Origin of the sequence: Pseudomonas sp. H26/SER47-MNA-CIBAN-0231, assembly GCF_040310465.1 — a bacterium.
GTDB classification, from domain to species: domain Bacteria; phylum Pseudomonadota; class Gammaproteobacteria; order Pseudomonadales; family Pseudomonadaceae; genus Aquipseudomonas; species Aquipseudomonas atacamensis.
In genome coordinates this window covers 294604-316511 of record NZ_JBEOPW010000003.1, presented here as the reverse complement: position 1 = coordinate 316511, position 21908 = coordinate 294604, and the positions used below count along the sequence as shown (strand labels likewise).

Annotated in this window: 22 protein-coding genes and 1 pseudogene; 15 read left to right on the top strand and 8 right to left on the bottom strand. The window is 54.6% G+C overall.

Annotation, left to right across the window (positions count from 1 at the left end):
- Positions 1–5: 5 nt before the first annotated feature.
- The 4 genes from AAEZ10_RS06765 to AAEZ10_RS06750 all read right to left on the bottom strand — a co-directional run bounded on the left by AAEZ10_RS06765 (position 6) and on the right by AAEZ10_RS06750 (position 3573).
- On the bottom strand, positions 6–980 hold the full coding sequence (locus AAEZ10_RS06765; RefSeq protein WP_039593195.1) for a copper resistance protein B: 975 nt from the start codon (positions 978–980) through the stop codon (positions 6–8).
- Positions 952–1200: a hypothetical protein gene (locus AAEZ10_RS06760; RefSeq protein WP_143170045.1), complete on the bottom strand. Its 249-nt coding sequence runs from the start codon at positions 1198–1200 to the stop codon at positions 952–954. Before AAEZ10_RS06760 ends, AAEZ10_RS06765 begins: the two co-directional genes overlap by 29 nt.
- A gap of 12 nt (positions 1201–1212) precedes the next feature.
- On the bottom strand, positions 1213–3189 hold the full coding sequence (locus AAEZ10_RS06755; RefSeq protein ID WP_024014918.1) for a copper resistance system multicopper oxidase: 1977 nt from the start codon (positions 3187–3189) through the stop codon (positions 1213–1215).
- A 177-nt stretch (positions 3190–3366) separates the two neighbouring features.
- On the bottom strand, positions 3367–3573 hold the full coding sequence (locus AAEZ10_RS06750; protein ID WP_019816895.1) for a co-regulatory protein PtrA N-terminal domain-containing protein: 207 nt from the start codon (positions 3571–3573) through the stop codon (positions 3367–3369).
- Positions 3574–3956: 383 nt separating this feature from the next.
- On the opposite strand from AAEZ10_RS06750, the gene flgB reads away from it, so the two are divergent.
- On the top strand, positions 3957–4370 hold the full coding sequence (gene flgB, locus AAEZ10_RS06745) for a flagellar basal body rod protein FlgB (RefSeq protein ID WP_019816894.1): 414 nt from the start codon (positions 3957–3959) through the stop codon (positions 4368–4370).
- A gap of 110 nt (positions 4371–4480) precedes the next feature.
- On the opposite strand, the gene AAEZ10_RS06740 is transcribed toward flgB, so the two are convergent.
- A complete protein-coding gene (locus tag AAEZ10_RS06740; protein WP_047292961.1) occupies positions 4481–4681 on the bottom strand; it encodes a heavy-metal-associated domain-containing protein in 201 nt (66 codons plus the stop codon).
- A 358-nt stretch (positions 4682–5039) separates the two neighbouring features.
- Between AAEZ10_RS06740 and AAEZ10_RS06735 the strand changes: the two genes are divergently transcribed.
- From AAEZ10_RS06735 to AAEZ10_RS06720, 4 genes are read left to right on the top strand one after another with little or no spacing between them, the layout of a single operon-like run.
- On the top strand, positions 5040–5315 hold the full coding sequence (locus tag AAEZ10_RS06735; RefSeq protein WP_073470825.1) for a metal/formaldehyde-sensitive transcriptional repressor: 276 nt from the start codon (positions 5040–5042) through the stop codon (positions 5313–5315).
- A gap of 20 nt (positions 5316–5335) precedes the next feature.
- Complete coding sequence (dmeF, locus tag AAEZ10_RS06730; RefSeq protein ID WP_047292963.1) at positions 5336–6262, top strand: CDF family Co(II)/Ni(II) efflux transporter DmeF; 927 nt, start codon at positions 5336–5338, stop codon at positions 6260–6262.
- Between the two features lie 39 nt (positions 6263–6301).
- Positions 6302–6673, top strand: a complete 372-nt coding sequence (locus AAEZ10_RS06725) for a hypothetical protein (protein WP_350568514.1) — start codon at positions 6302–6304, stop codon at positions 6671–6673.
- 2 nt (positions 6674–6675) lie between these two features.
- Positions 6676–6858 carry a DUF1289 domain-containing protein gene (locus AAEZ10_RS06720; protein ID WP_024616838.1) on the top strand — a complete coding sequence of 61 codons (183 nt, stop codon included), beginning with the start codon at positions 6676–6678 and terminating at the stop codon, positions 6856–6858.
- Between the two features lie 37 nt (positions 6859–6895).
- On the opposite strand, the gene AAEZ10_RS06715 is transcribed toward AAEZ10_RS06720, so the two are convergent.
- From AAEZ10_RS06715 to AAEZ10_RS06705, 3 genes are all read right to left on the bottom strand, one after another.
- Positions 6896–9253 (bottom strand): heavy metal translocating P-type ATPase, encoded by a 2358-nt coding sequence (locus tag AAEZ10_RS06715; RefSeq protein WP_350568512.1) that lies wholly within the window; start codon positions 9251–9253, stop codon positions 6896–6898.
- Positions 9254–9433: 180 nt separating this feature from the next.
- Positions 9434–9967, bottom strand: a complete 534-nt coding sequence (locus AAEZ10_RS06710) for a cupredoxin domain-containing protein (protein ID WP_019816982.1) — start codon at positions 9965–9967, stop codon at positions 9434–9436.
- 157 nt (positions 9968–10124) lie between these two features.
- A complete protein-coding gene (locus AAEZ10_RS06705) occupies positions 10125–10478 on the bottom strand; it encodes a co-regulatory protein PtrA N-terminal domain-containing protein (RefSeq protein WP_024014911.1) in 354 nt (117 codons plus the stop codon).
- Positions 10479–10682: 204 nt separating this feature from the next.
- Between AAEZ10_RS06705 and AAEZ10_RS06700 the strand changes: the two genes are divergently transcribed.
- The 10 genes and pseudogenes from AAEZ10_RS06700 (at position 10683) to AAEZ10_RS06655 (ending at position 21859) form a co-directional block, all read left to right on the top strand.
- Entirely contained in the window at positions 10683–11369 is a 687-nt protein-coding gene (locus tag AAEZ10_RS06700; protein WP_019816984.1) for a heavy metal response regulator transcription factor, read from the top strand.
- On the top strand, positions 11369–12757 hold the full coding sequence (locus tag AAEZ10_RS06695) for a heavy metal sensor histidine kinase (protein ID WP_024014910.1): 1389 nt from the start codon (positions 11369–11371) through the stop codon (positions 12755–12757). The genes AAEZ10_RS06700 and AAEZ10_RS06695 overlap by 1 nt, the downstream gene beginning before the upstream one ends.
- Before the next feature lie 360 nt (positions 12758–13117).
- Complete coding sequence (gene copC, locus AAEZ10_RS06690) at positions 13118–13501, top strand: copper homeostasis periplasmic binding protein CopC (RefSeq protein ID WP_024014909.1); 384 nt, start codon at positions 13118–13120, stop codon at positions 13499–13501.
- 3 nt (positions 13502–13504) lie between these two features.
- Complete coding sequence (gene copD, locus AAEZ10_RS06685) at positions 13505–14443, top strand: copper homeostasis membrane protein CopD (protein WP_024014908.1); 939 nt, start codon at positions 13505–13507, stop codon at positions 14441–14443.
- A gap of 73 nt (positions 14444–14516) precedes the next feature.
- Complete coding sequence (locus AAEZ10_RS06680) at positions 14517–14858, top strand: hypothetical protein (protein ID WP_080377434.1); 342 nt, start codon at positions 14517–14519, stop codon at positions 14856–14858.
- Between the two features lie 100 nt (positions 14859–14958).
- Positions 14959–16215, top strand: a complete 1257-nt coding sequence (locus AAEZ10_RS06675) for a TolC family protein (RefSeq protein ID WP_024014906.1) — start codon at positions 14959–14961, stop codon at positions 16213–16215.
- Entirely contained in the window at positions 16212–17696 is a 1485-nt protein-coding gene (locus tag AAEZ10_RS06670) for an efflux RND transporter periplasmic adaptor subunit (protein ID WP_039593196.1), read from the top strand. Before AAEZ10_RS06675 ends, AAEZ10_RS06670 begins: the two co-directional genes overlap by 4 nt.
- Positions 17693–20836 (top strand): efflux RND transporter permease subunit, encoded by a 3144-nt coding sequence (locus AAEZ10_RS06665; RefSeq protein WP_024014904.1) that lies wholly within the window; start codon positions 17693–17695, stop codon positions 20834–20836. The genes AAEZ10_RS06670 and AAEZ10_RS06665 overlap by 4 nt, the downstream gene beginning before the upstream one ends.
- Before the next feature lie 355 nt (positions 20837–21191).
- On the top strand, positions 21192–21521 hold the full coding sequence (locus tag AAEZ10_RS06660; RefSeq protein WP_073470827.1) for an HNH endonuclease signature motif containing protein: 330 nt from the start codon (positions 21192–21194) through the stop codon (positions 21519–21521).
- Positions 21506–21859, top strand: a pseudogene (locus AAEZ10_RS06655) (DUF3703 domain-containing protein). Before AAEZ10_RS06660 ends, AAEZ10_RS06655 begins: the two are co-directional and overlap by 16 nt.
- Positions 21860–21908: the final 49 nt, after the last annotated feature.

Sequence of the window (21908 nt, the reverse complement as noted above, 5' to 3'; positions counted from 1 at the left end):
GGTTCTCAGAACCACATCCGTATACCGGCGACAAAGCGTGCCTCGCTGGCATCTTCACCTTCCTCACGTGCAAAGTCTGCCGTATTGCCATAGGAACGGCTCCAACTCACCCCGATATAAGGGGCAAATTGGCGGACAATCTCATAACGCAATCGGAGCCCCACTTCGGTGTTGGCTAATCCGGACCCGATGCCGCGCTGAGGGTCATTCTTCCCATAAAAATTGACCTCGGCCGTCGGCTGCAAGATCAATCGATTCGTCAGCAGAATGTCGTAATCGCCTTCCAGTCGAGCAGCCGATTGACCGTTCTCACCGATGTAGGCAGTTGCTTCGGCCTCGAAGTTGTAGAGGGCCATGCCCTGAATGCCGAGTGCGGCCCAGGTTTGAGGGGACCCTGGTTTGAAATCCTGTCGTACACCGGTGACGACGTCCCACCACGGTCCGATGGAGTGCCCCCAGAGCGCGGATAATTCAGCGCTTTCCGTCACGCCATTGGTACGTTCGCCTTCCGAGCGCAACCACAGTCGATCAATGTCACCGCCGATCCATCCTTTCGCATCCCAGGCCAACGCACTACCGTTGTCAGCATCCTGGTATTCAAACTTATCCAGCAGCATGAAAGAGTTGATTGTTTTGTCGTGGACACCATGACCAGCGACATCTGGGAAGGCGGCTGCACGGTCAGCATCGGTAAGAACGGGGATAGGGGTTCGACTGGTTGTCGTCGTCCCTTCATCCATACTTTCCATGCCGGTCATTTGACCGTCGTCCATTTTCATCTTGCTGTGCTCCATAGCCCCCATGTTGCTATGGTCCATCGCTCCCATGGAGCCATGGTTCATCTTGGAGTGATCCATCTCTTCAGCGGCGTGAGCCACGGCAAAGAAGACAGGACTCGTAGAAACTGCCAATACCATCAACGTTGGGCGTAAAAAATTCCTGGTCATGATCTCAATCCGCCTTCTTGTTTTCTTGGTCATGATCCATCGACTCATGGCGCATCTTGGTATGAGGCATCGTCGCGTGATTCGGCGTTGCCTCGTTTGACGTGGTCGCAGTCTTGTTCGGCGCATCCGCAGAAGTAGCAGGTGAAGGATCACCACGTTCTTCGACTGCCAATGCTACGCAGGAGAATCCACCCATCAGGCCAAAGGCAAAGAGGCAACCGACCAGCGATTTACGATTTAGGTGTGTGCTCACAGATCGTCTCCTTTACTCATCAACCCGTACTTCACGGAACATGCCCATTTCCATATGGAAAAGCAGGTGGCAGTGATAGGCCCAGCGACCTAAAGCATCGGCGGTGACTCGATAGCTGCGCTTGGTACCCGGTGGCATGTCGATTGTGTGCTTACGTACCATGAACTTGCCGTTTTCATCTTCAAGGTCGCTCCACATTCCATGAAGGTGGATGGGGTGCGTCATCATGGTGTCGTTTACCAAGGTGATGCGAAGACGCTCCCCGTACTTGAGGCGAAGGGGCTCAGCATCAGAAAATTTGATGCCGTTGAAGGACCAGGAAAACTTTTCCATGTGACCGGTCAGATGCAGCTCAATGGTGCGATTGGGCTCTCGGCCATCAGGGTCCTGGAAAGTGCTCTTCAGATCTGAGTAAGTGAGCACGCGTCGACCGTTGTTCCGCAAACCGATACCTGGATCGTTCAGTTTTGGCGTTGGGTTCATGGCCTGCATGTCAACCAACGGGTTGTTGGTTTCGGACGCTGGGTGAGATTGCATCTCGCCTCCCATGCCCCCCATGCCTCCCATCTGGCTGTGATCCATGCCGGCCATGTTGGGCATGTCACCTTTGTCCATCCCCGCCATCTTGCTGTGGTCCATGCCGGCCATGTTGGACATGTCACCTTTGTCCATACCTGCCATCTTGCTATGGTCCATGCCGGCCATATTAGTCATGTCACCACTGTCCATGCCGGTCATCCCGGTCATGCCACCTTCGTCCATTCCCTGCATCTTGCTGTGATCCATGCCAGCCATACCTGACATGTCACCCGGTTTCATATCGCCGCCGCCCATGCCAGCCATGCTGCCATGGTCCATGCCAGCCATACCGCCCATGCCCATGTCATCCATGGTCAACAGCGGACGCGGATCGATCGCCGGTACCGGTGCTTTCAGTCCTTCACGAACTGCCAAGGTCCCCCGCGCATAGCCGGTTCTATCCATGGACTGGGCGAAGATTGTGTAAGCCTCCTCGGTGGCAGGCTCAACAATCACATCATAGGTTTCTGCCACGGCGATGCGGAATTCATCGACACTGACTGGTTGGACATATTGGCCGTCGGCCGCCACCACGGTCATTTTCAAACCAGGAATGCGAACATCGAAATAGCTCATCGCTGAGCCATTGATAAAGCGCAGGCGCAGCTTCTCGCCAGGCTTAAAAATACCGGTCCAGTTGCCGTTCGGCGCTTGGCCATTCATGAGGTAGGTGTAGGTATCCCCGCTGACGTCTGCCAGATCAGTGGGGTTCATTTTCATTTCGGCCCACATTTTCCGGTCGGCGACGGCAGCAGACCAACCTTGCTTGCTGACGTCGTCGATGAAGTCGCCCACGGTACGTTTGTGGTGGTTGTAGTAGTCCGATTGTTTCTTGAGTTTGGCCATGACGCGACCAGGATCCTCATCGGTCCAGTCAGTCAGCATCACCACATAGTCGCGATTGTATTGAAACGGCTCAGGCTCTTTCGAATCGATGACTATTGGCCCGTAAACACCGGCCTGCTCTTGCAACCCAGAATGGCTGTGGTACCAGTACGTGCCGTTTTGATGCACCTTGAACTTGTACTCGTACATGCCGTCGGGCGCGATGCCATGGAAGCTCAAACCCGGTACACCGTCCATGTTGGCAGGCAAAATGATGCCGTGCCAGTGAATGGAGGTATCTTGCTCCAGACGGTTTTTCACGCGCAGAGTGACCGTCTCGCCTTCGCGCCAACGCAGCAAAGGCCCCGGCAACGAGCCATTGATGGTCATGGCTGTGCGCGGCGAGCCAGTGATGTTTACCGGCGTTTCACCAATAAACAGATCAAATTCGTTGCCGGTGAGGACGCTCGGCAGGCCGGGACTGGTCACTGCCCATACAGGAGTGCGCCACAGACCAAGGCCACCAAGGATGCCGCCGGCGGCCAGGCCTTTAACGAATGTCCGTCTAGAGGTTTTGGAATGCATGCCGTTTATTTCCAATCAGTCAAAAGGGAGCCGTTCAAATCAACCCGTGAGTTGGCAAGATGAGCTTCGCGTACCGAAAAAAAGACGAATTTTTCATTGCAAGCGAGCTCAGAAATTGCCACATCTAAACCACCTTCGTGATTACATTTCTGTCAGCTTGGCCGCGTGCCTGATCGTTCAGCAGTTTTTATGGTCCATCGCTTTGGCTTTGCTTTCAGCGACAGGCGGTTGAGCGCTCTGCGTTTGAGCTACCTGGTACGATTCCATCGAATTCGTCCTGGCCACTTCCATACGTGCGAAAGTCCGGTCACCACCGCCTTCAGCCATGGCCAGAGTGGAAACAGTCAGCGCTGCGACGACGAACAAGGTTTTGATGGTGTTCATATGGGCTACCTCAGATGTGTGAAAATATCCCCTCTGAATCACATCATGGATTGGACTCTTTGGGGGTGAGCAAAAGACTCAGTTGGACTATAAGAGACACCCCCTGTCAGGAAGCTTAGGCCAATATTACAGTTGTGTCAGTTTGGAATATTTTTCTTGAAGTACACGCTATTTAATACGTATGGTCTCCATCTTTTCGCATTGCGCGACTTTTATTGAATATAAGATTGAAGTGTAATCATTGCTTTGGGTTCCATTAATTCTCACGGAGGCGATGTTCTAGGTCTCTGCATTAAAATTAATAGGAGACTTGAATGCTCTGCTGCAACAGCTGGGTGTTCAATGATCAAAGAAGATAGTAATGCCACCGAGGGTGATTGATTGTGAGTATTAATTTTGAGAAAGCATTAGGCTCCGCAGAAAGAGCGTTAGTTTATCGTGGCCAAAGAGCTGAGATCTTAAGTAACAATATCGCGAACGCTGACACTCCGAACTTCAAAGCCCAAGACTTGGATTTTTCTACTGTGCTCGCCAGCCAAACCAAAGAACCTGCTACCACTGCGTTTTCTTTGAAAACAACAAACGCAAAGCATTTTCTTAAGAAAGAATCGGCGGTGGCTATATACGGGCGCGACTTGCTTTACAGCACGCCGGCTCAGCCTGCCTTGGACCAAAATACTGTCGATCAGCAGGTCGAGGTCGCGAAATACACGGAAAACGCGATACGTTTCGATGCCGCTTTTACTCGGCTAAATGGAGCATTCAAGGGTTTGCTCAAAGCTCTGCGCGGTGACTAGCAGCATAGGCGCATGCGAGCCAACTTTGGCCGATACAGCGGCTCAGGTACTTTCGGATTCAAAGGTATTCACCATCAGACGACGCTCTACTCAGGAGCAGGCGTCTCCATTCAATGGCTGATCTTGGAAGGAAAACCAACAGCCTCCACAGCTTTACGAAGCTGTTCCGCGTTTTCGCTACTTTCAACACTCACCTTACCGGTTGATCGATCGACTGAGACCGTAGCGTTGCCGTCCAGTGCCTGGATCGCTCTGGTGATTTTGCCGACGCAGCTGCCGCAACCAATGCCTGATACATCTAAGACGACCATGTTAATTATCCTCGTGCTGAGCGGTGTCTTTTCCCCGCAGCTAAAGCATCGACGTTGACACCGTGGCAAGGTCAACAATTATCTAATCAAGGCCGTGAGCGTCATTTCGAGAAATTTCACAAACTTGACCACCCGGTTGTTAATCAGCTCACTACCGTTTGAACGGATTCGACCAGTGCGCCCTATGGCCCTGGTCGGTTGAGGTCGCCTAACGGCACATTGCGGCTCTCTTGCTTGATCCCTCGATTTTGTAAGCCTCTCGTTCCGTCAAAAAGCTTTGATCTGTCCTCCCGCGAACCTTGCATAGGTATAGGGGGTACGCCTATCATGCGAGCTAATATAGCCAGGGGGGTATCACGTGGGCCACATCGCATCACACAAAGACGATCTTCTTAAACGCGTAAAACGTATTGCCGGACAGATTCAAGCTGTTGAACGAGCATTGGAATCGGATCTCGACTGCGCCAAGACACTCCATCTTGTTGCGGCCACTCGGGGTGCCATCAACGGGCTGATGGAAGAGATCATCGAGGATCACGCACGAGAGCATGTCGCGAACCCTGCGCTCAGCGAAGAAGAGCGTAACAAGGGCGTCGAAGAGCTTCTTGAAGCTATCCGCCGGTACTCCAAGTGAATGCATCCAGGTAAACACGTATGAGCAGGACAGACATCGATTACACACACGACCACGTGTTTCTAGGCTCAGCGCACGACGAGAATGCCAAGCGTACGCTTTGGGTTGTAGCACTCACGGTGGTAATGATGATCGGGGAGATCACCGCCGGCTATATCACGGGTTCGATGGCGTTACTGGCCGATGGCTTCCACATGGCAACCCATGCCGGCGCATTGGGCATCGCGGCGGCCGCTTACGGATACGCAAAACGCCACGCTACCAGCCAGCGCTACAGTTTCGGTACAGGAAAGGTTGGAGACTTGGGCGGGTTCGCCTCGGCGCTGATTCTCGGCATTGTTGCGTTGGGCATTGGCGTTGAATCGGTCATGCGTTTGTTGCAGCCAACACCGGTTCAATTTGGCACCGCGACCCTCATCGCCGTTGTCGGTTTGCTCGTCAACATTGTCAGTGCCCTGCTGCTGGGGCATGGGCACGACCACGACCACGACCACGACCACGACCACGATCACCCTCATGCCCACAACGGAAACGACAACAACTTGAGGTCGGCCTATGTCCATGTCATTGCAGACGCGTTGACGTCGATTCTGGCCATCGCTGCATTGCTTGCCGGTCGGTATCTGGGCTGGGTGTGGCTCGACCCGGTCATGGGTATCGTCGGCGCTTTCGTTATCGCGCGTTGGGCCTGGACCTTGATGGGGGTAACTGCGGGCGTGTTGCTCGATCAGACCGACGCCCACGTTGCCGAGGAAATCCGCGAACTCGTTGAGAAACCGGGTGGCGCTACCATTACAGACTTGCACGTTTGGAGGGTGGGTCCTCAAGCGCGCGCGGCGATCGTCAGCGTTCTAGGTGAAGCCACTGTGAACGCCGACAGCATTCGTGAACGTCTCAAACCGGTTCACGAAGTCAGCCACCTGACCGTCGAGTTCCGACAAACATGACTCAGCGCCTGTCCAGCACAGCCTCTATAGGAAACACCGATGCCGCCCGGTAAACGTGAGCTGGCTCGAATCGAGCGCCAGTTCATCGTCACGCTCACCGACGCGTGCGAAACAGCAAAGGACGAGATAAAGGGCTTTATTTGGCTCACTCACACCGCTGACCTAAGTGCGTTGGCTGAAACCCTAAAGGTCATCTGGGTGTTCGAAACCCTGGCTGACAGGAAGCGGGCCGAGATTGATGCGAAGGCCCGCATCTTTGAGTTGACGGCGATCGCCTTGAAAGAGGCCAATCTTGACCTGCCTGTTTCAGACCGCAATGTCCGCTTTGACTCGGAGCAAGAGTGCCAACGCACGCACATAGGCGACTGGAAACGTCGCATGGCTCAACTACATAAAGCTAAGGGGGACTGACCATGGCAAAAGAAATCGAGAATCCTTGTATCTCGGTTTGCCAACTCAGTGGTGATCTGTGTGTGAGCTGCGGGCGAAGCAAGGAAGACATCAGAAAGTGGAAGCGCATGAAGCGGCCTGAAAAAATGGCCGCTGTGCAACGGGCGAATGCGCGCTTAAAGGGACTGAAGAAAGCACATGGATAGCCATTCCCCCGAGTTAAAACCGCTGCAATTTTGAAGGTCAGTCAACTCGGGTATTCCTCAGCCTCAATGCATTGAAAACTACAGATGCAGAACTGACGCTCATGGCTATGGCAGCGATCATTGGCGACAGGAGGTGCCCCGTCAATGGATAGAGCAAACCAGCGGCAAGAGGTATACCCATTGAGTTGTAGAGAAAAGCAAAGCCCAAATTCTGGCGCATGTTTTTAACTGTGGCGACCGAAAGAGCTCGTGCTCGTAAGATCCCCATCAGGTCACCTTTGACCAGCGTGAGTTGCGCGCTATTCATCGCCACGTCAGTCCCCGTTCCCATGGCTATCCCCACATCTGCTCGCTCCAGGGCCGGAGCATCGTTGATACCGTCACCTGCCATGGCCACTTTTCGCCCGTGTTGCTGTAGGTCTGCCACCAGACGTTCCTTGTCTTGGGGTTTGACTTCACCGTGGACCTCTTCAATCCCCATCTCCCTGGCGACAGCCCGAGCGGTAGTAAGCCCGTCCCCAGTAGCCATGATGATTTTCACGTTGTGAGCCTTAAGCTTGGTGACGGCCTCTTTTGAGGTCGGCTTGATCGGATCTGATACGGCCAACAAACCTGCCAATGCGCCGTCGACGGCGAGGTAGATAATACTGATGCCGTCAAGTCGCAACACCTCAGCGCGCTCTTGTAGGGAGTTGGTGCTCACGCCTGCGGCTTCCATCAACGCTGTGTTCCCCAGCTGGAGCTTCTTGCCATCGACAACGCCACTGACGCCGATACCCGAATCCGACTCAAAGGATTCGGGCTTGGTGAGCTTTATGTTCTCGGCTCGGGCGTGATCGACGATCGCATGTGCTAAAGGATGCTCGCTGCCCTGATCAAGGCTGGCAGCCAGGTGAAGGACGTCGTCGGGATTGAAGGTGGGAGTGGCCTCCACGCTGTGAAACACGGGCCGTCCCTCTGTCAGGGTGCCTGTCTTGTCGACAATCAGCGTGTCGATTCTGCAAAGGCTTTCAATTGCACTGGCATCTCTGAACAAAACACCCATGCTGGCTGCTTTACCTGTCGACACCATGATCGACATAGGCGTAGCAAGTCCCAACGCACAGGGACAAGCGATGATCAGCACGGCGACAGCGTTGATTAGACCAAACACCCAACTGGGCTCAGGGCCGAAAAGCCCCCAACCGATAAATGTCATTATCGCAATCGCGATAACACCCATCACGAAGTAGCCGGCAATCGAGTCGGCCATTCGTTGCATCGGCGCCTTGGAACGCTGAGCTCTCGCGACCATCTGTACGATCTGGGACAGCATGGTTTCGGCACCGACCTTCTGGGCCTCCATCACCAGGCTCCCATGCGTATTCAGCGTGGCGCCGATCAGGCTATCTCCAGCTTTCTTCATTACCGGGACTGGCTCGCCAGTGAGCATCGACTCATCCACCGCACTTTCACCCTCAAGTAACGAACCATCAACTGGCACCTTTTCACCCGGTCTGACCCGTAAGTGGTCTCCCAGGTGCACATGTGTGAGAGGAATGTCTTCCTCCTGGCCATCGGCATTGATCCGGCGTGCAGTTTTGGGCGAAAGGCCGAGAAGAGACTTAATGGCGGCGGAAGTTTGTGATCGGGCTTTGAGCTCAAGGATCTGGCCAAGCAACGTGAGCGAGATGATGACCGCTGCCGCTTCGAAGTAAACGCCGATACGTCCATCTTGCATGAAATTGGAGGGAAAACTTTGGGGGAAGAGCGTTGCTATGACGCTGTACAGATAAGCTGCGGCGGTGCCCAACCCAATCAGAGTCCACATGTTGGGACTGCGATTTTTAACCGAGGCCAGTCCCCTTACAAAAAAAGGCCATCCTGCCCATAAGGTCACGGGTGTCGCCAGAGCGAACTCGATCCAGTTTTGAGCCGAACCATGAAGAAGTTGTAACGAGTGACCCGCCATCGCGAGCACGGTTACGACCACGGTTAAGGGCAGCGACCACCAGAAGCGGCGATTGAAATCCCGGAGTTCAGGATTTTCTTCTTCATCAAGCGCCGGCATGACAGGCTCTAGTGCCATGCCACATTTAGGACAGTTACCGGGGCCGGTCTGCCGTATTTCAGGATGCATCGGGCACGTAAATTCAGTGCCCGTTTGTACCGCAGACTCCGGCGTTGTGCTGCCTGACTCGTTGCGCACCACGTGGCCACTGTAGCGCTCAGGGTCCGCTCGAAACTTCTCCTGACATTTCAGGCTACAGAACCGATACGTCTGTCCCTGGTAAGTCTCAGCAAATTTACTCGACGAAGTGACTGCCATTCCACACACCGGGTCATGTAGATCAGCATCATCCCGGGAAGCAGCATGGGTGTGATTATGGTCGTGATGGCCAGAGGTGGTAGGCATGTCTATTCCCCTTGTAAGGTGCTACTAGAAATGAGCATATTCAGTACAACGCTGATTTGCGGCTCCACAGTGGTGCGGTGATGTTTCCGCACGGACCCCGGCTGAGAAGCGTTGCTATGTTACTTGCGACTTAGCGTAGCCAACTCTTGCGTCGGGCCGGCAGAAACAGCCGACTCCGGTTTATTTCAGATCAAATTCGCCGACCATTCCCGATTGGTAATGCCCCGGCACGTTGCAGGCAAACTGAAGCCCTGCACTGTCGTTGAAGGTCCAGATCAGCTCTTGGGTTGAGCCAGGCTCAATCAGGACACTGTTAGGGTCGTCATGCTCCATTGCGACCATCTTCATTCCGCCCATGCCGTGGCTCATGCCGCTCATCTTCCCGGTACCGGTAGGGCTTAATGTTCCGTTCTTGAACATGCTTGCCATTTCTTTCTGGTGTGCTGCATGAGCAGCGGCTTTGCCGATGTTGAACTCATGCAGCAGCGAACCCTCGTTGCGAAGGACAAAGCGGATTGTTTCACCAGGTTTTACGTCAATGCTTTTAGGCTTGAAAAAAATGTCGCCCATCTCGACCTCTACAGTGCGGGTAACGTCAGAGGCCACACCAGGCTGGCCTATGTCGTCTTGTCCATGCCCAGCATTAGCCATAGCCGTAGCAGCGAAAAAAAGGGTCATTGCTGCGATGAACGGGGTAGCGAGCGTAGTTTTCATGGTGACCTCAGGAATACGTGGGAACATTGGCTATGCTAATGATGCTCAGCTGCCAGCTAACTGACTTGGGCATTACTTCTTTGTCAGTTTTCTAAATAGATACGGCGTCCAATTGACGCCGCAACAAGATGCTGACAAGTACTTATCCTGGGGGCGTTTATTGATGGTTTTCTGAAAGCATCAATTTGTGCTCGCGCTGCATCTGGCGCAAAACGTCGTCAACAATTTTGTCGTGCTTCTCCATCCAGGCTAGATGCTGTTGGGGTGACATTGAGGCATCTGGGTGATCGTTGTGGAGCTGGCTCATGATGTCGCCAAGCATCTTCATGTGTTCTGCCATGTGGACGTGACGCTCTCCTTCAGGGGCTTGTTCAGCTTTCATCAACGTGGCCTCGGCCTTGTCGCGCAAACCTTCCATACGCTCAATCACACGATCTCCGCCGCTTTCAGCCCACACAGAAGCCGAGACCAGTATCGAGCTTACAAAAAACAGCATTTTCAGGTGGTTCATCGGGGTAGCTCCTCATGAGGGAATCCGACTTCCATACGATTCATCGCTCAGAGGTCGGTCGAGCACCAATGAAGTGCTCATGTCTGAACCCTAGCCAGCACTCGCTGACATCTACCTGAAGCCAAGATTACTTTTCTGTCAGTTGCTGGTTGGCTGCCAGTTTTCGTTGCAGACTCCGCTTAACCTTTATCTGAGAACGACCTCATGAGACTTCTTGTCGCTGAAGACGAACCAAAAATAGGTATCTATTTGCAGCAAGGGCTCAACGAGGCCGGGTTCAATGTCGACCGTTTCACGAATGGAAAAGAGGCGCTTCAGCACGCTTTGAGCGAAGCCTATGATCTGCTGATTCTCGACGTCATGATGCCGGGTTTGGATGGCTGGGAAGTCCTGCAGAAGGTGCGCGCTTCCGGGAAAGACGTCCCGGTGCTTTTTCTCACCGCCAGAGACCGCGTTGAAGACCGAGTGAAGGGACTTGAACTCGGTGCGGATGACTATCTGATCAAACCCTTCGCGTTTTCTGAATTGCTTGCTCGAGTCAGAACGCTGCTGCGTCGCGGTAGCAGCGCACCTTCGCAAACCTTTATGAAACTGGCTGACCTTGAAGTGGACCTGCTCAAGCGTCGAGCCATCCGAGGAGGCAAACGCATAGACCTTACGGCCAAAGAGTTCGCGTTGCTTGAGCTTCTGCTGCGTCGTCGAGGGGAGGTGCTGCCAAAGTCTCTTATCGCCTCCCAGGTTTGGGATATGAACTTCGACAGCGATACCAACGTTATCGAGGTTGCAGTGAGACGGCTCAGGGCCAAGATAGACGACGATTTTGAGGTCAAGTTGATTCATACCTCAAGGGGAATGGGTTACATGCTCGATGCACCAGATTCGGAGTCGTGATGAACCGGATGTCCCTGACGACTCGTATGAGTCTGATGTTTATGCTCGCGGTAACGGCCGTGCTCACGGTCGCCGGACTCAGTTTCAATAACCTCAGCCGGCATCATTTCAAGATGCTGGATCAGCAGGCATTGTACGAAAAACTCCACTCGACCCAGCGGATCTTGTCCGGGCTGAGCAACATCGATCAATTCAGCGAGGCTAAACCGGAGTTAGAAGCGCTGCTGGGCGCACACCGTGATTTGACTGCGCTTATCATCGATGGCGACGGCAAGGTGCTGTTTGCGGATCCCGGCCCGGTCGACGTTCCGAAGGCGTTTCGAACAACCACAAACACAACCGTCTGGGAATGGCGGGAGCAAGAGCAGATGTTCCGTGGTGTGACTGCGCAATCCGTAGTGACGGGACAAGAAAGGCCATTAACTGTCATGTTGATTTTTGACGTTACGCAGCATATGTCCTTTTTCGAGACGCTCGAACGATGGTTTTGGATAGGGTTGGTGATCAGCGCATTGGTCAGTGCTGCACTCGGCTGGATGGTAGCTAGCAGTGGCATGCGGCCTATCCGCCAGGTCACACGGGTTGCTGCCTCCATGTCAGCAAAATCACTCAAGGAGCGTATTCCCCTGGCACCCGTTCCGAAAGAGCTTCAACAGATGGTGTTGTCGTTCAACGCCATGTTATCCAGGCTCGACGATGCATTTGTCCGGTTATCCAACTTTTCGGCAGACATTGCCCACGAACTACGGACCCCCGTGAGCAACTTGATGACCCACACTGAAGTGGTGCTTTCGAGAAAAAGAAACATCGAGGACTACGAAGACAATTTGTACTCCAATCTTGATGACTTGAAGCGCATGAGCCGGATGATTGATGACATGCTTTTTCTGGCGAAATCTGACAATGGTCTAATTACGCACGAGAGCAAGCCAATAGACCTGGTGGCTGTCGTGGAAAAATTGCTTGAGTACTACCGCCTGTTGGCTGATGAACGAGGGATCGAGCTCAAGGTTTCAGGACGGGGGAGCGTGCGAGGTGATGTTCTTATGCTCCACCGAGCGATTTCCAATCTGCTCTCAAATGCGCTGCGCTACACCTATGAAGGGACGTCAATCAGTGTCGATATTCAGCACAAGGATGCGTCGGTAACGGTTGTCGTGGAAAACCATGGTGAGCCCATTGCCCCCGAACACCTTGAAAAGCTGTTTGATCGTTTTTATCGCGTGGACCCAGCGCGGCGAGAAGGAAGTCCAAGCAACGCAGGGCTAGGTCTGTCGATTACCCGATCAATTGTCGAAGCGCACGATGGCAAGATCTGGTGTACGTCAGGCGACGGGAAAACGGCTTTTCATCTTGAGTTTCCGGCCGTCGATTCGACGGTTAGCTGAGCGACAAAACATTTGGGACCAACGGCGTCTTGGCGTTGTGCGTTTAGCTACGCCTCTGCGGATTTTTCAGAGTGATTGAGCTCCCCGGTCCTGCGGTACGCCGTCTCTTTTCAGGCCTTGCTACGCTCAACGATTAGATGCCAAACATCGGATCAAGCTGACTGAAATGTAATCGAACAGTTTGTGATCGTGTGGCATCGTGTTCTCGCACTGTGACGTTAGGGCTAGCGAGTTTCTCCTGTTCAACCTGGCGAAGAGGACGGGGGCTCCGAGTTAATCAACAGTGGTTTTTAAAGAAATTAAAAACTAGTTCCTCCCAAAAAACCTCGAATCAACAGCGCTTGCTGTGAGGAGTCTTGCATGTCATTCCTTAAAACTACGTCCGTGGCCGTTGCAATCACTGCTGGTTTGCTTCTGAGTGCAGTGGCCCAGGCACATCCAAAACTTCTTTCTTCCACTCCGGCAGAAGGCTCGGATGCGGCGGCTCCGTCGAAAATCGAACTGCATTTTTCTGAGAATCTCACCACTCAGTTTTCCGGTGCAAAGCTGATCATGACCGACATGCCTGGCATGCCTAACTCCCCCATGGGTGTAAAGGCCGCTGTCGCTGCTGGTGGTGATCCGAAAACGATGGTGATTACGCCGGCTGCACCGCTGACCACCGGTACCTACAAAGTTGAATGGCGTGCAGTGTCTTCGGACACCCACCCGATCACCGGCAACTTTTCATTCAAAGTGAAATGATCCATGAGCGACTCATTAAATATCGTGGTTCGCTTTGCTCTCTATTTTGACCTGATGTTGTTATTTGGACTGGCCATATTCGGCTTGTACAGTCTCAGGGGAAAGGAAAGGGTATCGGGCACGGTCTTGAACTTTGAGTCGCTTCTTTACGGTACTTCTATTGCAGGTGTAGCTCTGTCCCTTGCTGCGATGTTGTTGCTTGCAAAAGCAATGAGCGGTGTATCGGAGCTTATGGAGCTACATCACCACATTTTTGAAATGGTCATCATGGGCACCGATGTTGGGTTGACCTGGATGGTTCGGATAGCCGCCTTGGTGGGGGCAATTCTGGGCGTCGCGTTGAATAAACGATATCCGACACCCAGCCTCTGGATCGTCACCGCCTGTGGAGCAATCGCGTTGGCCACGCTAGCCTGGACAGGGCATGGTGCCATGGACGAAGGCAGCCGCCGCTACTGGCATTTTCTCAGCGACATTTTCCATTTATTAGCGGCAGGTGGCTGGTTGGGTGCTCTAGCGGCCTTCGCTCTACTGCTGCGGTTGAAATCGCTGAAGGGTGAGGAGGAAGCACGTATTCTTGCCCGCGTGCTGACTGGCTTTGAGTCGGCCGGCGGTGTGATTGTTGCGATCATAAGCGTTACGGGAGTAGTAAATTACCTTTTCATCGTCGGTCCCAACCTTGATGAGGTCATGCTCAGTACCTATGGCCAGTTGCTGTTTTTGAAGATCCTGCTCTTTGCCGGGATGATCGTTTTAGCGACGCTGAACCGCTTTCACTTAAGCCCGCTATTGGAGCGCTCGGTTCGCAATGGTCAATACTCTGTAGCGGTCAATGCCTTGCGCCGCAGCATGAAATTCGAATTCCTGATGGCAATCCTCATCATCTGTCTTGTCGCATGGTTAGGCACGCTAAGTCCTGAAATGGAAATGAGCGCGCAATAGAGGTTTCTGGCAGCTAACCAAGAAGCCTAGAACGTGATTGTTAGCACCATTTCTACTGGCTACACTTCAGCCCATGACACGCTATCTACGGCTTTGCCTGATTTTCCTGATTAGCCTGGCGCTTCCCTTCAGCGGGATGGCGGGTGTTCAGGCGCCGACAGAGCCGTGCCCGATGCAAACCATGGGCATGGCGATGATGGACGGCATGGGCCAAGACTGCTGCCATGACATGAAAAGCCCAACCGAGCACGGTAAACCCTGTAAGCCGGGCCAGGAGTGCAAGACCGGCGGCATGCTGCAAGTCTCCATCATCAAGCCTCCGGTGACCCTGTCGAGCCCCCTCGCAGCGTCCATCTCCATAGATTCCCATCCTGTCCAAACTCCATCAGGGGTATGGCGACCTCCCCGCATTTGATTCCTGTACCACACTGAGCCTCATTCCGCGTCAGGCGGTATGGGATATCTGCGTGCATCTCTCATGAAGCACGCAGTGGATCATCACAGGAATCGTGAACATGAAATCCAAGTGCTATTGCACAGGGCGGCCCCTCGTGGCCATCTTGGCGGCAAGCGTATTGGCCACGCCGAGTTTCGCTGCTGCGTTGACACTCGATGATGCTTTGCAGCTGGCTGAAACCAATGCGCCGTCGCTGACTGCACAAGATGCAAAAATTCGTGCCGCCACTAGTGCAGCCATCCCAGCCGGGGAACTACCCGATCCCAAGTTGCTGGTAGGTATACAGAACTATCCCATTGGGGGGCCGGATCGCTGGAGCATCGATCAGGACTTCATGACCATGCAAATGGTCGGTGTCAGTCAGGAAATGCCGAACAGCGCCAAACGAAAAGCCCGAATCGAGGTTGCTGATGCAGCCATTGACCGCGCTGCCGCTGAGCGTCTGGTCGAACGTCTAAAGGTTCGTCAGGCCACGGCGCTGGCCTGGATCAGCAGCTATTCCGTTGAGCGTAAAGACGCGCTGTTCCAGGACTTCTATAGGGAAAACCGCCTGCTGGCCGATACCGTCCGCGCGCAGATTGCCGGTGGCCGCGCTCAACCTGCTGATGCCGTCACGCCCAAACAGGAGGCGGCACAACTGGAAGAGCAGCAGGACGATCTGATTCGCCAGAGATCGCAAGCCCGAGCAGCTTTGAAGAGCTGGATTGGACCAGCCGCAAACGATAAACCTGTGGGCAGCTTGCCTGAATGGCCTGTAGAAGCCTCTGGGTACTCTCACAACGTTCAACATCACCCAGAATTGGCAGCGTTTGCCCCAATGACCCGCGAAGCGCAGGCCAAGGTGCGCGAGGCCGAAGCGGAAAAGCGGTCTGATTGGAGCTGGGAAGTCGACTATCAGCATCGCGGCCGAGAGTTCGGCGACATGGTCAGCGTGCAGTTTTCATGGGATCTACCACTGTTTCCTGACTCGCGACAAAACCCAAAAATCGCAGCCAAGCATGCGGAACTCAATCAGCTTGAGGCTGAGCGTGAGGTCCTTTCACGCGAGCACACCCAGCAATTGGAGGATGACTTAGCGGACTATGAGCGCCTGAACCGCGCCGTTCATCGAGCCCAGACCAGCCTGCTCCCTTTGGCTAAGGAAAAGGTCGAGCTCACTATGGCCAGCTATCGCGCCGGCAAAGGCGATCTGAACTCCGTCGTGGCCGCTCGGCGCGAGCTTATCGAAGCCCGTCTCAAGCAGATTGATGTTGAAGAGCAGCGTGCTCTCACCAGCGCTCGCCTGTATTTCGCCTATGGGGAGTCCGCTCAATGATCTCTCGAACATGGAAAGGGGTTTTTGTTGTCAGCATCTCAATTGCTTTGGGAGTCGCCGGTGGTTACTGGTTGGCTCAACCGAGGGTGAGCGCAGTACCGGATGCAGCATCGGAGCCGAAGCCGGAGTCCTCAGTCGATCGCAAGGTTCTGTATTGGTACGACCCCATGTACCCACAACAGAAATTCGATAAGCCGGGTAAGTCGCCCTTCATGGACATGGAGATGGTCCCTCAGTACGCGGATAGCAAGGGGGACAGCGCCACTGTTCGCATTGATCCAAGCCTGACCCAGAATCTTGGTGTGCGACTGGCTACGGTCAATCGAGGTGTGTTTGCTTCGAGTCTGGACGTTGTAGGTGTATTGACCTTCAACGAGCGTGACGTCGCCGTCATCCAGGCCCGTACGGCGGGTTTCGTCGAGCGCGTGTATGCCCATGCTCCTGGCGATGTGATCAAAGCCAACGCCGCCTTGGCGGATATTCTTGTCCCGGAGTGGTCTGCGGCTCAGGAGGAGTTTCTCGCACTTAAGCGTAGCGGCGATGCGGGCTTGCTGGCAGCGGCTCGCCAGCGTTTGCGGCTTACCGGGATGCCGGCGGCATCGATTACTCAAGTAGAGCGCAGTGGCAAAGTCCAACCGAACCTGACCCTCACCAGCCCTATCAGTGGGGTGTTGCAAGAACTCGATGTGCGCGAAGGTATGACAGTGGCTGCCGGCCAAACACTGGCACGCGTGAATGGGTTGAGTAACGTCTGGCTGGCTCTGGCGGTCCCGGAGACTGAATTCGGGTCGATACAGCTGGGACAAGTGGCTGAGGCGCGTTTGCCCGCGTTCCCAGGCGTCGTGCTCAACGGCGTGGTAAGCGCGATTCTTCCAGAAACCAATCCCGATAGTCGCACCCTTCGCGTGCGCGTCGAATTGCCTAACCCGCAAGGCCGTCTCAGGCCGGGTATGACCGCACGCGTGAGCCTTAATCGCGCGACGGAGCAAAGTGTGCTGTGGGTGCCGAGCGAGGCGGTCATTCGCACCGGTCTACGTGCCCTGGTGATGCTCGCTGAAGACGCCGGTCGCTATCGTCCCGTGGAGGTGCAACTTGGGCAGGAAAGCGATGGCAAGACGGCGATATTGAAAGGGTTGGAAGAGGGCCAAAAAGTGGTTAGCTCTGGCCAGTTCCTGCTCGACTCAGAGGCCAGTCTTAAAGGCATCGTTGCCAAATCAGAGGAACCTTCACCCACCAGTGCAGCCGCCGCCGGTTTGCATGAAGCGGATGGGCAAATCGTTGAGATCAACGATAAAGAAGTCACTCTCGCTCACGGCCCTTTTAAGACGCTGGGCATGCCTGGCATGACGATGACGTTCCCGCTCGCCAATCCCGCTCTGATGCAGGGTCTTAAAACGGGCGACAAGGTCCGGATAGGTGTGAATCAGACCGACGACGGCTTGCGTGTTGAGCGTCTGGACAAATCAGGGGGCCAGCCATGATTGCAGCCCTGATTCGTTGGTCCGTAACCAACCGATTCCTGGTGCTACTGGCGACGCTGTTTATCACGGCGTGGGGCATTTGGTCGGTGCAGAGCACGCCCATTGATGCGCTACCAGACTTGTCCGATGTGCAGGTGATCATCCGCACCCCGTATCCTGGACAAGCACCCCAGATTGTCGAGAACCAGGTCACCTATCCGTTGGCCACCACCATGCTCTCAGTACCAGGTGCCAAGACGGTGCGTGGTTATTCCTTTTTCGGTGACAGCTTTGTCTATGTGCTGTTCGAAGACGGCACTGACTTGTACTGGGCTCGCTCGCGGGTGTTGGAGTACTTGAGCCAAGTACAAAGCCGCTTGCCGGCCAGCGCCAAGCCAGCGTTGGGGCCAGATGCGACAGGCGTAGGATGGATCTTCCAGTACGCGCTGGTGGATCGCACTGGCGGGCATGATCTGGCGCAGCTACGCGCACTTCAGGACTGGTTCCTCAAGTTTGAACTCAAGACCCTGCCCAATGTGGCGGAAGTGGCCACTGTGGGCGGCATGGTCAAGCAGTACCAAGTGCAGCTTGATCCGCTCAAACTGGCCAGTCTTGGTATTACGCAGGCCGAGGTGACCGAAGCGATCGGCAAGGCCAATCAGGAAACGGGTGGCGCGGTGCTGGAGATGGCAGAGACCGAGTTCATCGTGCGTGCATCCGGCTACCTGAAGACGCTCAATGATTTTCGGGCGATCCCCCTCAAGCTGGGATCGGGCGGTGTGCCGGTGAACTTGGGCGATGTCGCCACGATCCAGTTGGGGCCGGAGATGCGCCGTGGCATCACCGAACTCGACGGCGAAGGCGAGACGGTTGGCGGCGTGGTGATTTTGCGCAGCGGTAAGAATGCTCGCGAGACCATTGCGGCGGTCAAGACCAAACTCGACGAGTTGAAAAGCAGCCTTCCGGCCGGAGTGGAAATTGTCACCACCTACGACCGTGGGAAACTGATTGACCGCGCTGTTGAAAACCTCAGCCACAAGCTCATCGAAGAGTTCATCGTTGTCGCATTGGTTTGCGGGATCTTTCTTTGGCACCTGCGCTCCTCTCTGGTGGCTATTATTTCCCTGCCGGTCGGTGTACTGATGGCCTTTATTGTCATGCGCTACCAAGGGCTCAACGCCAACATCATGTCCCTGGGTGGGATAGCCATCGCCATCGGCGCCATGGTCGATGCTGCTGTGGTGATGATCGAAAACGCACACAAGAAAGTTGAGGCATGGCACGTGGCCAATCCAGGTGAGGAACTGAATGGTGAACGTCATTGGCAGGTAATGACCGAAGCGGCGACTGAAGTTGGACCAGCCCTATTCTTCTGTTTGTTGATCATCACTCTTTCGTTCATTCCGGTGTTCACCCTGCAAGCGCAAGAGGGTCGGCTGTTCGGCCCGCTGGCTTTCACCAAGACCTACGCCATGGCTGCAGCAGCGGGATTGTCAGTGACCTTGGTGCCGGTTTTGATGGGCTACTGGATTCGGGGACGGATTCCTAATGAAAAAAACAACCCGCTGAGCCGCTGGCTCATCCGGATCTACCAGCCGGCTCTGGATGCAGTGCTGCGGCGACCGAGGATCACGCTGCTTGTGGCGGCGTTGGTGTTTTTTAGTGCGCTATGGCCAATGTCGCGCTTGGGGGGCGAGTTTCTTCCGCCTTTGAATGAGGGCGACCTGCTCTATATGCCTTCGGCGCTGCCCGGATTGTCCGCACAGAAAGCGGCGCAACTGCTGCAACAGACCGACCGCCTGATCAAGACCGTGCCAGAGGTCGAACATGTCTTCGGTAAAGCGGGACGTGCCGAAACTGCCACCGACCCGGCGCCGCTGGAGATGTTCGAAACCACCATCCAGTTCAAGCCACAGGAGCAATGGCGACCAGGCATGACTCCGGAAAAACTGGTGGAGGAGCTGGACCGAGTGGTGCGAGTTCCTGGGCTGACGAATATCTGGATACCACCGATTCGCAACCGAATAGACATGCTGGCTACGGGGATCAAAAGTCCTATTGGTGTAAAGATTGCCGGCACCAACCTGACGGAAATCGATTCGGCGACTCAGGCGGTCGAGCGAGTGGCCAAGGGCGTAGCCGGTGTCAGTTCGGCTCTGGCCGAGCGATTAACCGGTGGACGTTACATCGACGTGGATATCGACCGACAAGCCGCCGCCCGATACGGACTGAATATCGCCGATGTGCAGTCGATCGTGGCCGGCGCTATCGGCGGGGAAAATGTCGGTGAAACCATTGAAGGGCTTGCACGCTTCCCAATCAACGTCCGTTACCCTCGGGAGTGGCGGGATTCGCTTAGCGCTTTGGAGCAGTTGCCAATCTACACCCCGCTAGGCAGCCAGATCACCCTTGGCACAGTGGCGAAGATCAAGGTCAACGACGGGCCGCCGATGCTCAAAAGTGAAAACGCACGGCCTTCAGGCTGGGTGTACATCGACGTGCGTGGCCGGGACATTGCATCGGTAGTCGCCGATCTACGTCGGCTCGTCAGCGAGCAGGTCAAGTTGCAGCCCGGCATGAGCCTGAGCTACTCAGGTCAGTTCGAGTTTCTTGAGAGGGCAAATGCACGACTAAAACTGGTGGTCCCCGCCACGCTGCTGATCATCTTCGTCCTGCTTTACCTGACATTTGCACGCTTTGATGAGGCTTTGCTGATTATGGCCACGCTGCCATTCGCTCTCACGGGCGGAGCATGGTTTCTCTATCTGTTGGGATTCAACCTGTCGGTTGCCACCGGGGTCGGCTTTATCGCCCTGGCTGGAGTTTCTGCCGAATTTGGCGTGATCATGCTGCTCTACCTGAAAAATGCCTGGGCCGAGCGTCAAGAGCTCGGTGACAACACAGAACGCGGGTTGATGGCCGCGATTCGTGAAGGCGCTGTGCAGCGCGTTCGCCCCAAGGCCATGACCGTTGCGGTGGTTATCGCTGGTTTGTTACCAATACTTTTAGGAGGTGGTGCCGGCAGCGAGGTGATGAGCCGCATTGCCGCCCCGATGATTGGCGGTATGGTCACGGCGCCGTTGCTGTCGCTGTTCGTCATTCCGGCGGCCTATCACCTCATGCGCCGTCGACGCCTATCCGCTGAGCCTGGCAGGCACTAACGCGGAAAAAATGTGCAAAAGGGGCTGCGCTTGCAGCCTCGTTTGAGTTGCACATCTCGTTGTCATCAGTTCTACGCGCGGTATGTATCGAAATTAGCGAGTTTATGTATTTTGCATAAACTCGCTAATTTCGATACATACGCTGTGGTCAGTGCCATTCCCCACCAGCACTTGCTAGAAAAACGCCCGCTTCCATCACTGCGTTTCGATGAGCCAAAAAAAGCACCCTGCTCAAAGCCGACTTAGCATTCGTCACCCTGATATCTCTCTTGAAATTGAGGCAAATGACCTTAATATGATCTTATCTTGCCGTCATCGTTTTCGATCATGGATGTTTCTCGGGGGGTAGGTCGGAATGGCAGAACAAGAAGACGCAAAGCCTGCGAGTGGGCGCTTTAATACGAATGATGAGACGAAGCGGATCGTATGGACACAGACCGCTGGTCATTGTGAACTGTGCGGCGCAGATCTAACGTTCGACTATCGTGCCGGCAAGCCAATGAAATGGGGCGAAGTGGCGCATATCCTACCCGCCAGTCCCAAGGGGCCTCGGGGACGTGCGGATCATGATGCTGAGGCGCACACAAACGATACTGCCAACCTGATGCTCCTCTGCCCAGGCTGTCATGACAGAATTGATCGTGACGCAGATGGTTACCCTGAAAATAGTTGGAGCCCAAGCTGAAAGAGATTTTGCATAGGGCAATTCTTGAGGGCTTCGACGAAGCTCGGGTGGCGATTCTGTCCCGAGATTATGGGCGCGCTTACTATTGGCTTGAACGTACCCACATCCTCTCACAACGCCGCACTTTGCTACGTGCAAAGTCACACGTCTTGATGCTGTACGTGGGCGTCAAGACACATGATCCTCGGGAGATCCTGGGACAAATAACACGAGTTATCGCTGCACTGCTATTTTCTAAAGTATGAGTGCCTTCGGGGAATGCTGGTCGTGCCCGGGTCAGTTCTTTTCAGGTGATGCCTCTTTCTCAAGAGCTGGAAACTCTTCTGAATGAAGATTGATCCTCATGCGCGGTCTGAGTCGTTGTCGCATCCGCTTACACCCATGGAG

Bases quoted from the DNA above. Each gene is read 5' to 3' on its own strand.
- AAEZ10_RS06765 (WP_039593195.1), bottom strand. From the start codon at position 980: ATGACCAAGAAAACAAGAAGGCGGATTGAGATCATGACCAGGAATTTT.
- AAEZ10_RS06755 (WP_024014918.1), bottom strand. From the start codon at position 3,189: ATGCATTCCAAAACCTCTAGACGGACATTCGTTAAAGGCCTGGCCGCC.
- AAEZ10_RS06750 (WP_019816895.1), bottom strand. From the start codon at position 3,573: ATGAACACCATCAAAACCTTGTTCGTCGTCGCAGCGCTGACTGTTTCC.
- AAEZ10_RS06740 (WP_047292961.1), bottom strand. From the start codon at position 4,681: ATGGTCGTCTTAGATGTATCAGGCATTGGTTGCGGCAGCTGCGTCGGC.
- dmeF (WP_047292963.1), top strand. From the start codon at position 5,336: ATGAGCAGGACAGACATCGATTACACACACGACCACGTGTTTCTAGGC.
- AAEZ10_RS06725 (WP_350568514.1), top strand. From the start codon at position 6,302: ATGCCGCCCGGTAAACGTGAGCTGGCTCGAATCGAGCGCCAGTTCATC.
- AAEZ10_RS06720 (WP_024616838.1), top strand. From the start codon at position 6,676: ATGGCAAAAGAAATCGAGAATCCTTGTATCTCGGTTTGCCAACTCAGT.
- AAEZ10_RS06715 (WP_350568512.1), bottom strand. From the start codon at position 9,253: ATGCCTACCACCTCTGGCCATCACGACCATAATCACACCCATGCTGCT.
- AAEZ10_RS06710 (WP_019816982.1), bottom strand. From the start codon at position 9,967: ATGAAAACTACGCTCGCTACCCCGTTCATCGCAGCAATGACCCTTTTT.
- AAEZ10_RS06705 (WP_024014911.1), bottom strand. From the start codon at position 10,478: ATGAACCACCTGAAAATGCTGTTTTTTGTAAGCTCGATACTGGTCTCG.
- AAEZ10_RS06700 (WP_019816984.1), top strand. From the start codon at position 10,683: ATGAGACTTCTTGTCGCTGAAGACGAACCAAAAATAGGTATCTATTTG.
- AAEZ10_RS06695 (WP_024014910.1), top strand. From the start codon at position 11,369: ATGAACCGGATGTCCCTGACGACTCGTATGAGTCTGATGTTTATGCTC.
- copC (WP_024014909.1), top strand. From the start codon at position 13,118: ATGTCATTCCTTAAAACTACGTCCGTGGCCGTTGCAATCACTGCTGGT.
- copD (WP_024014908.1), top strand. From the start codon at position 13,505: ATGAGCGACTCATTAAATATCGTGGTTCGCTTTGCTCTCTATTTTGAC.
- AAEZ10_RS06680 (WP_080377434.1), top strand. From the start codon at position 14,517: ATGACACGCTATCTACGGCTTTGCCTGATTTTCCTGATTAGCCTGGCG.
- AAEZ10_RS06675 (WP_024014906.1), top strand. From the start codon at position 14,959: ATGAAATCCAAGTGCTATTGCACAGGGCGGCCCCTCGTGGCCATCTTG.
- AAEZ10_RS06670 (WP_039593196.1), top strand. From the start codon at position 16,212: ATGATCTCTCGAACATGGAAAGGGGTTTTTGTTGTCAGCATCTCAATT.
- AAEZ10_RS06665 (WP_024014904.1), top strand. From the start codon at position 17,693: ATGATTGCAGCCCTGATTCGTTGGTCCGTAACCAACCGATTCCTGGTG.
- AAEZ10_RS06660 (WP_073470827.1), top strand. From the start codon at position 21,192: ATGGCAGAACAAGAAGACGCAAAGCCTGCGAGTGGGCGCTTTAATACG.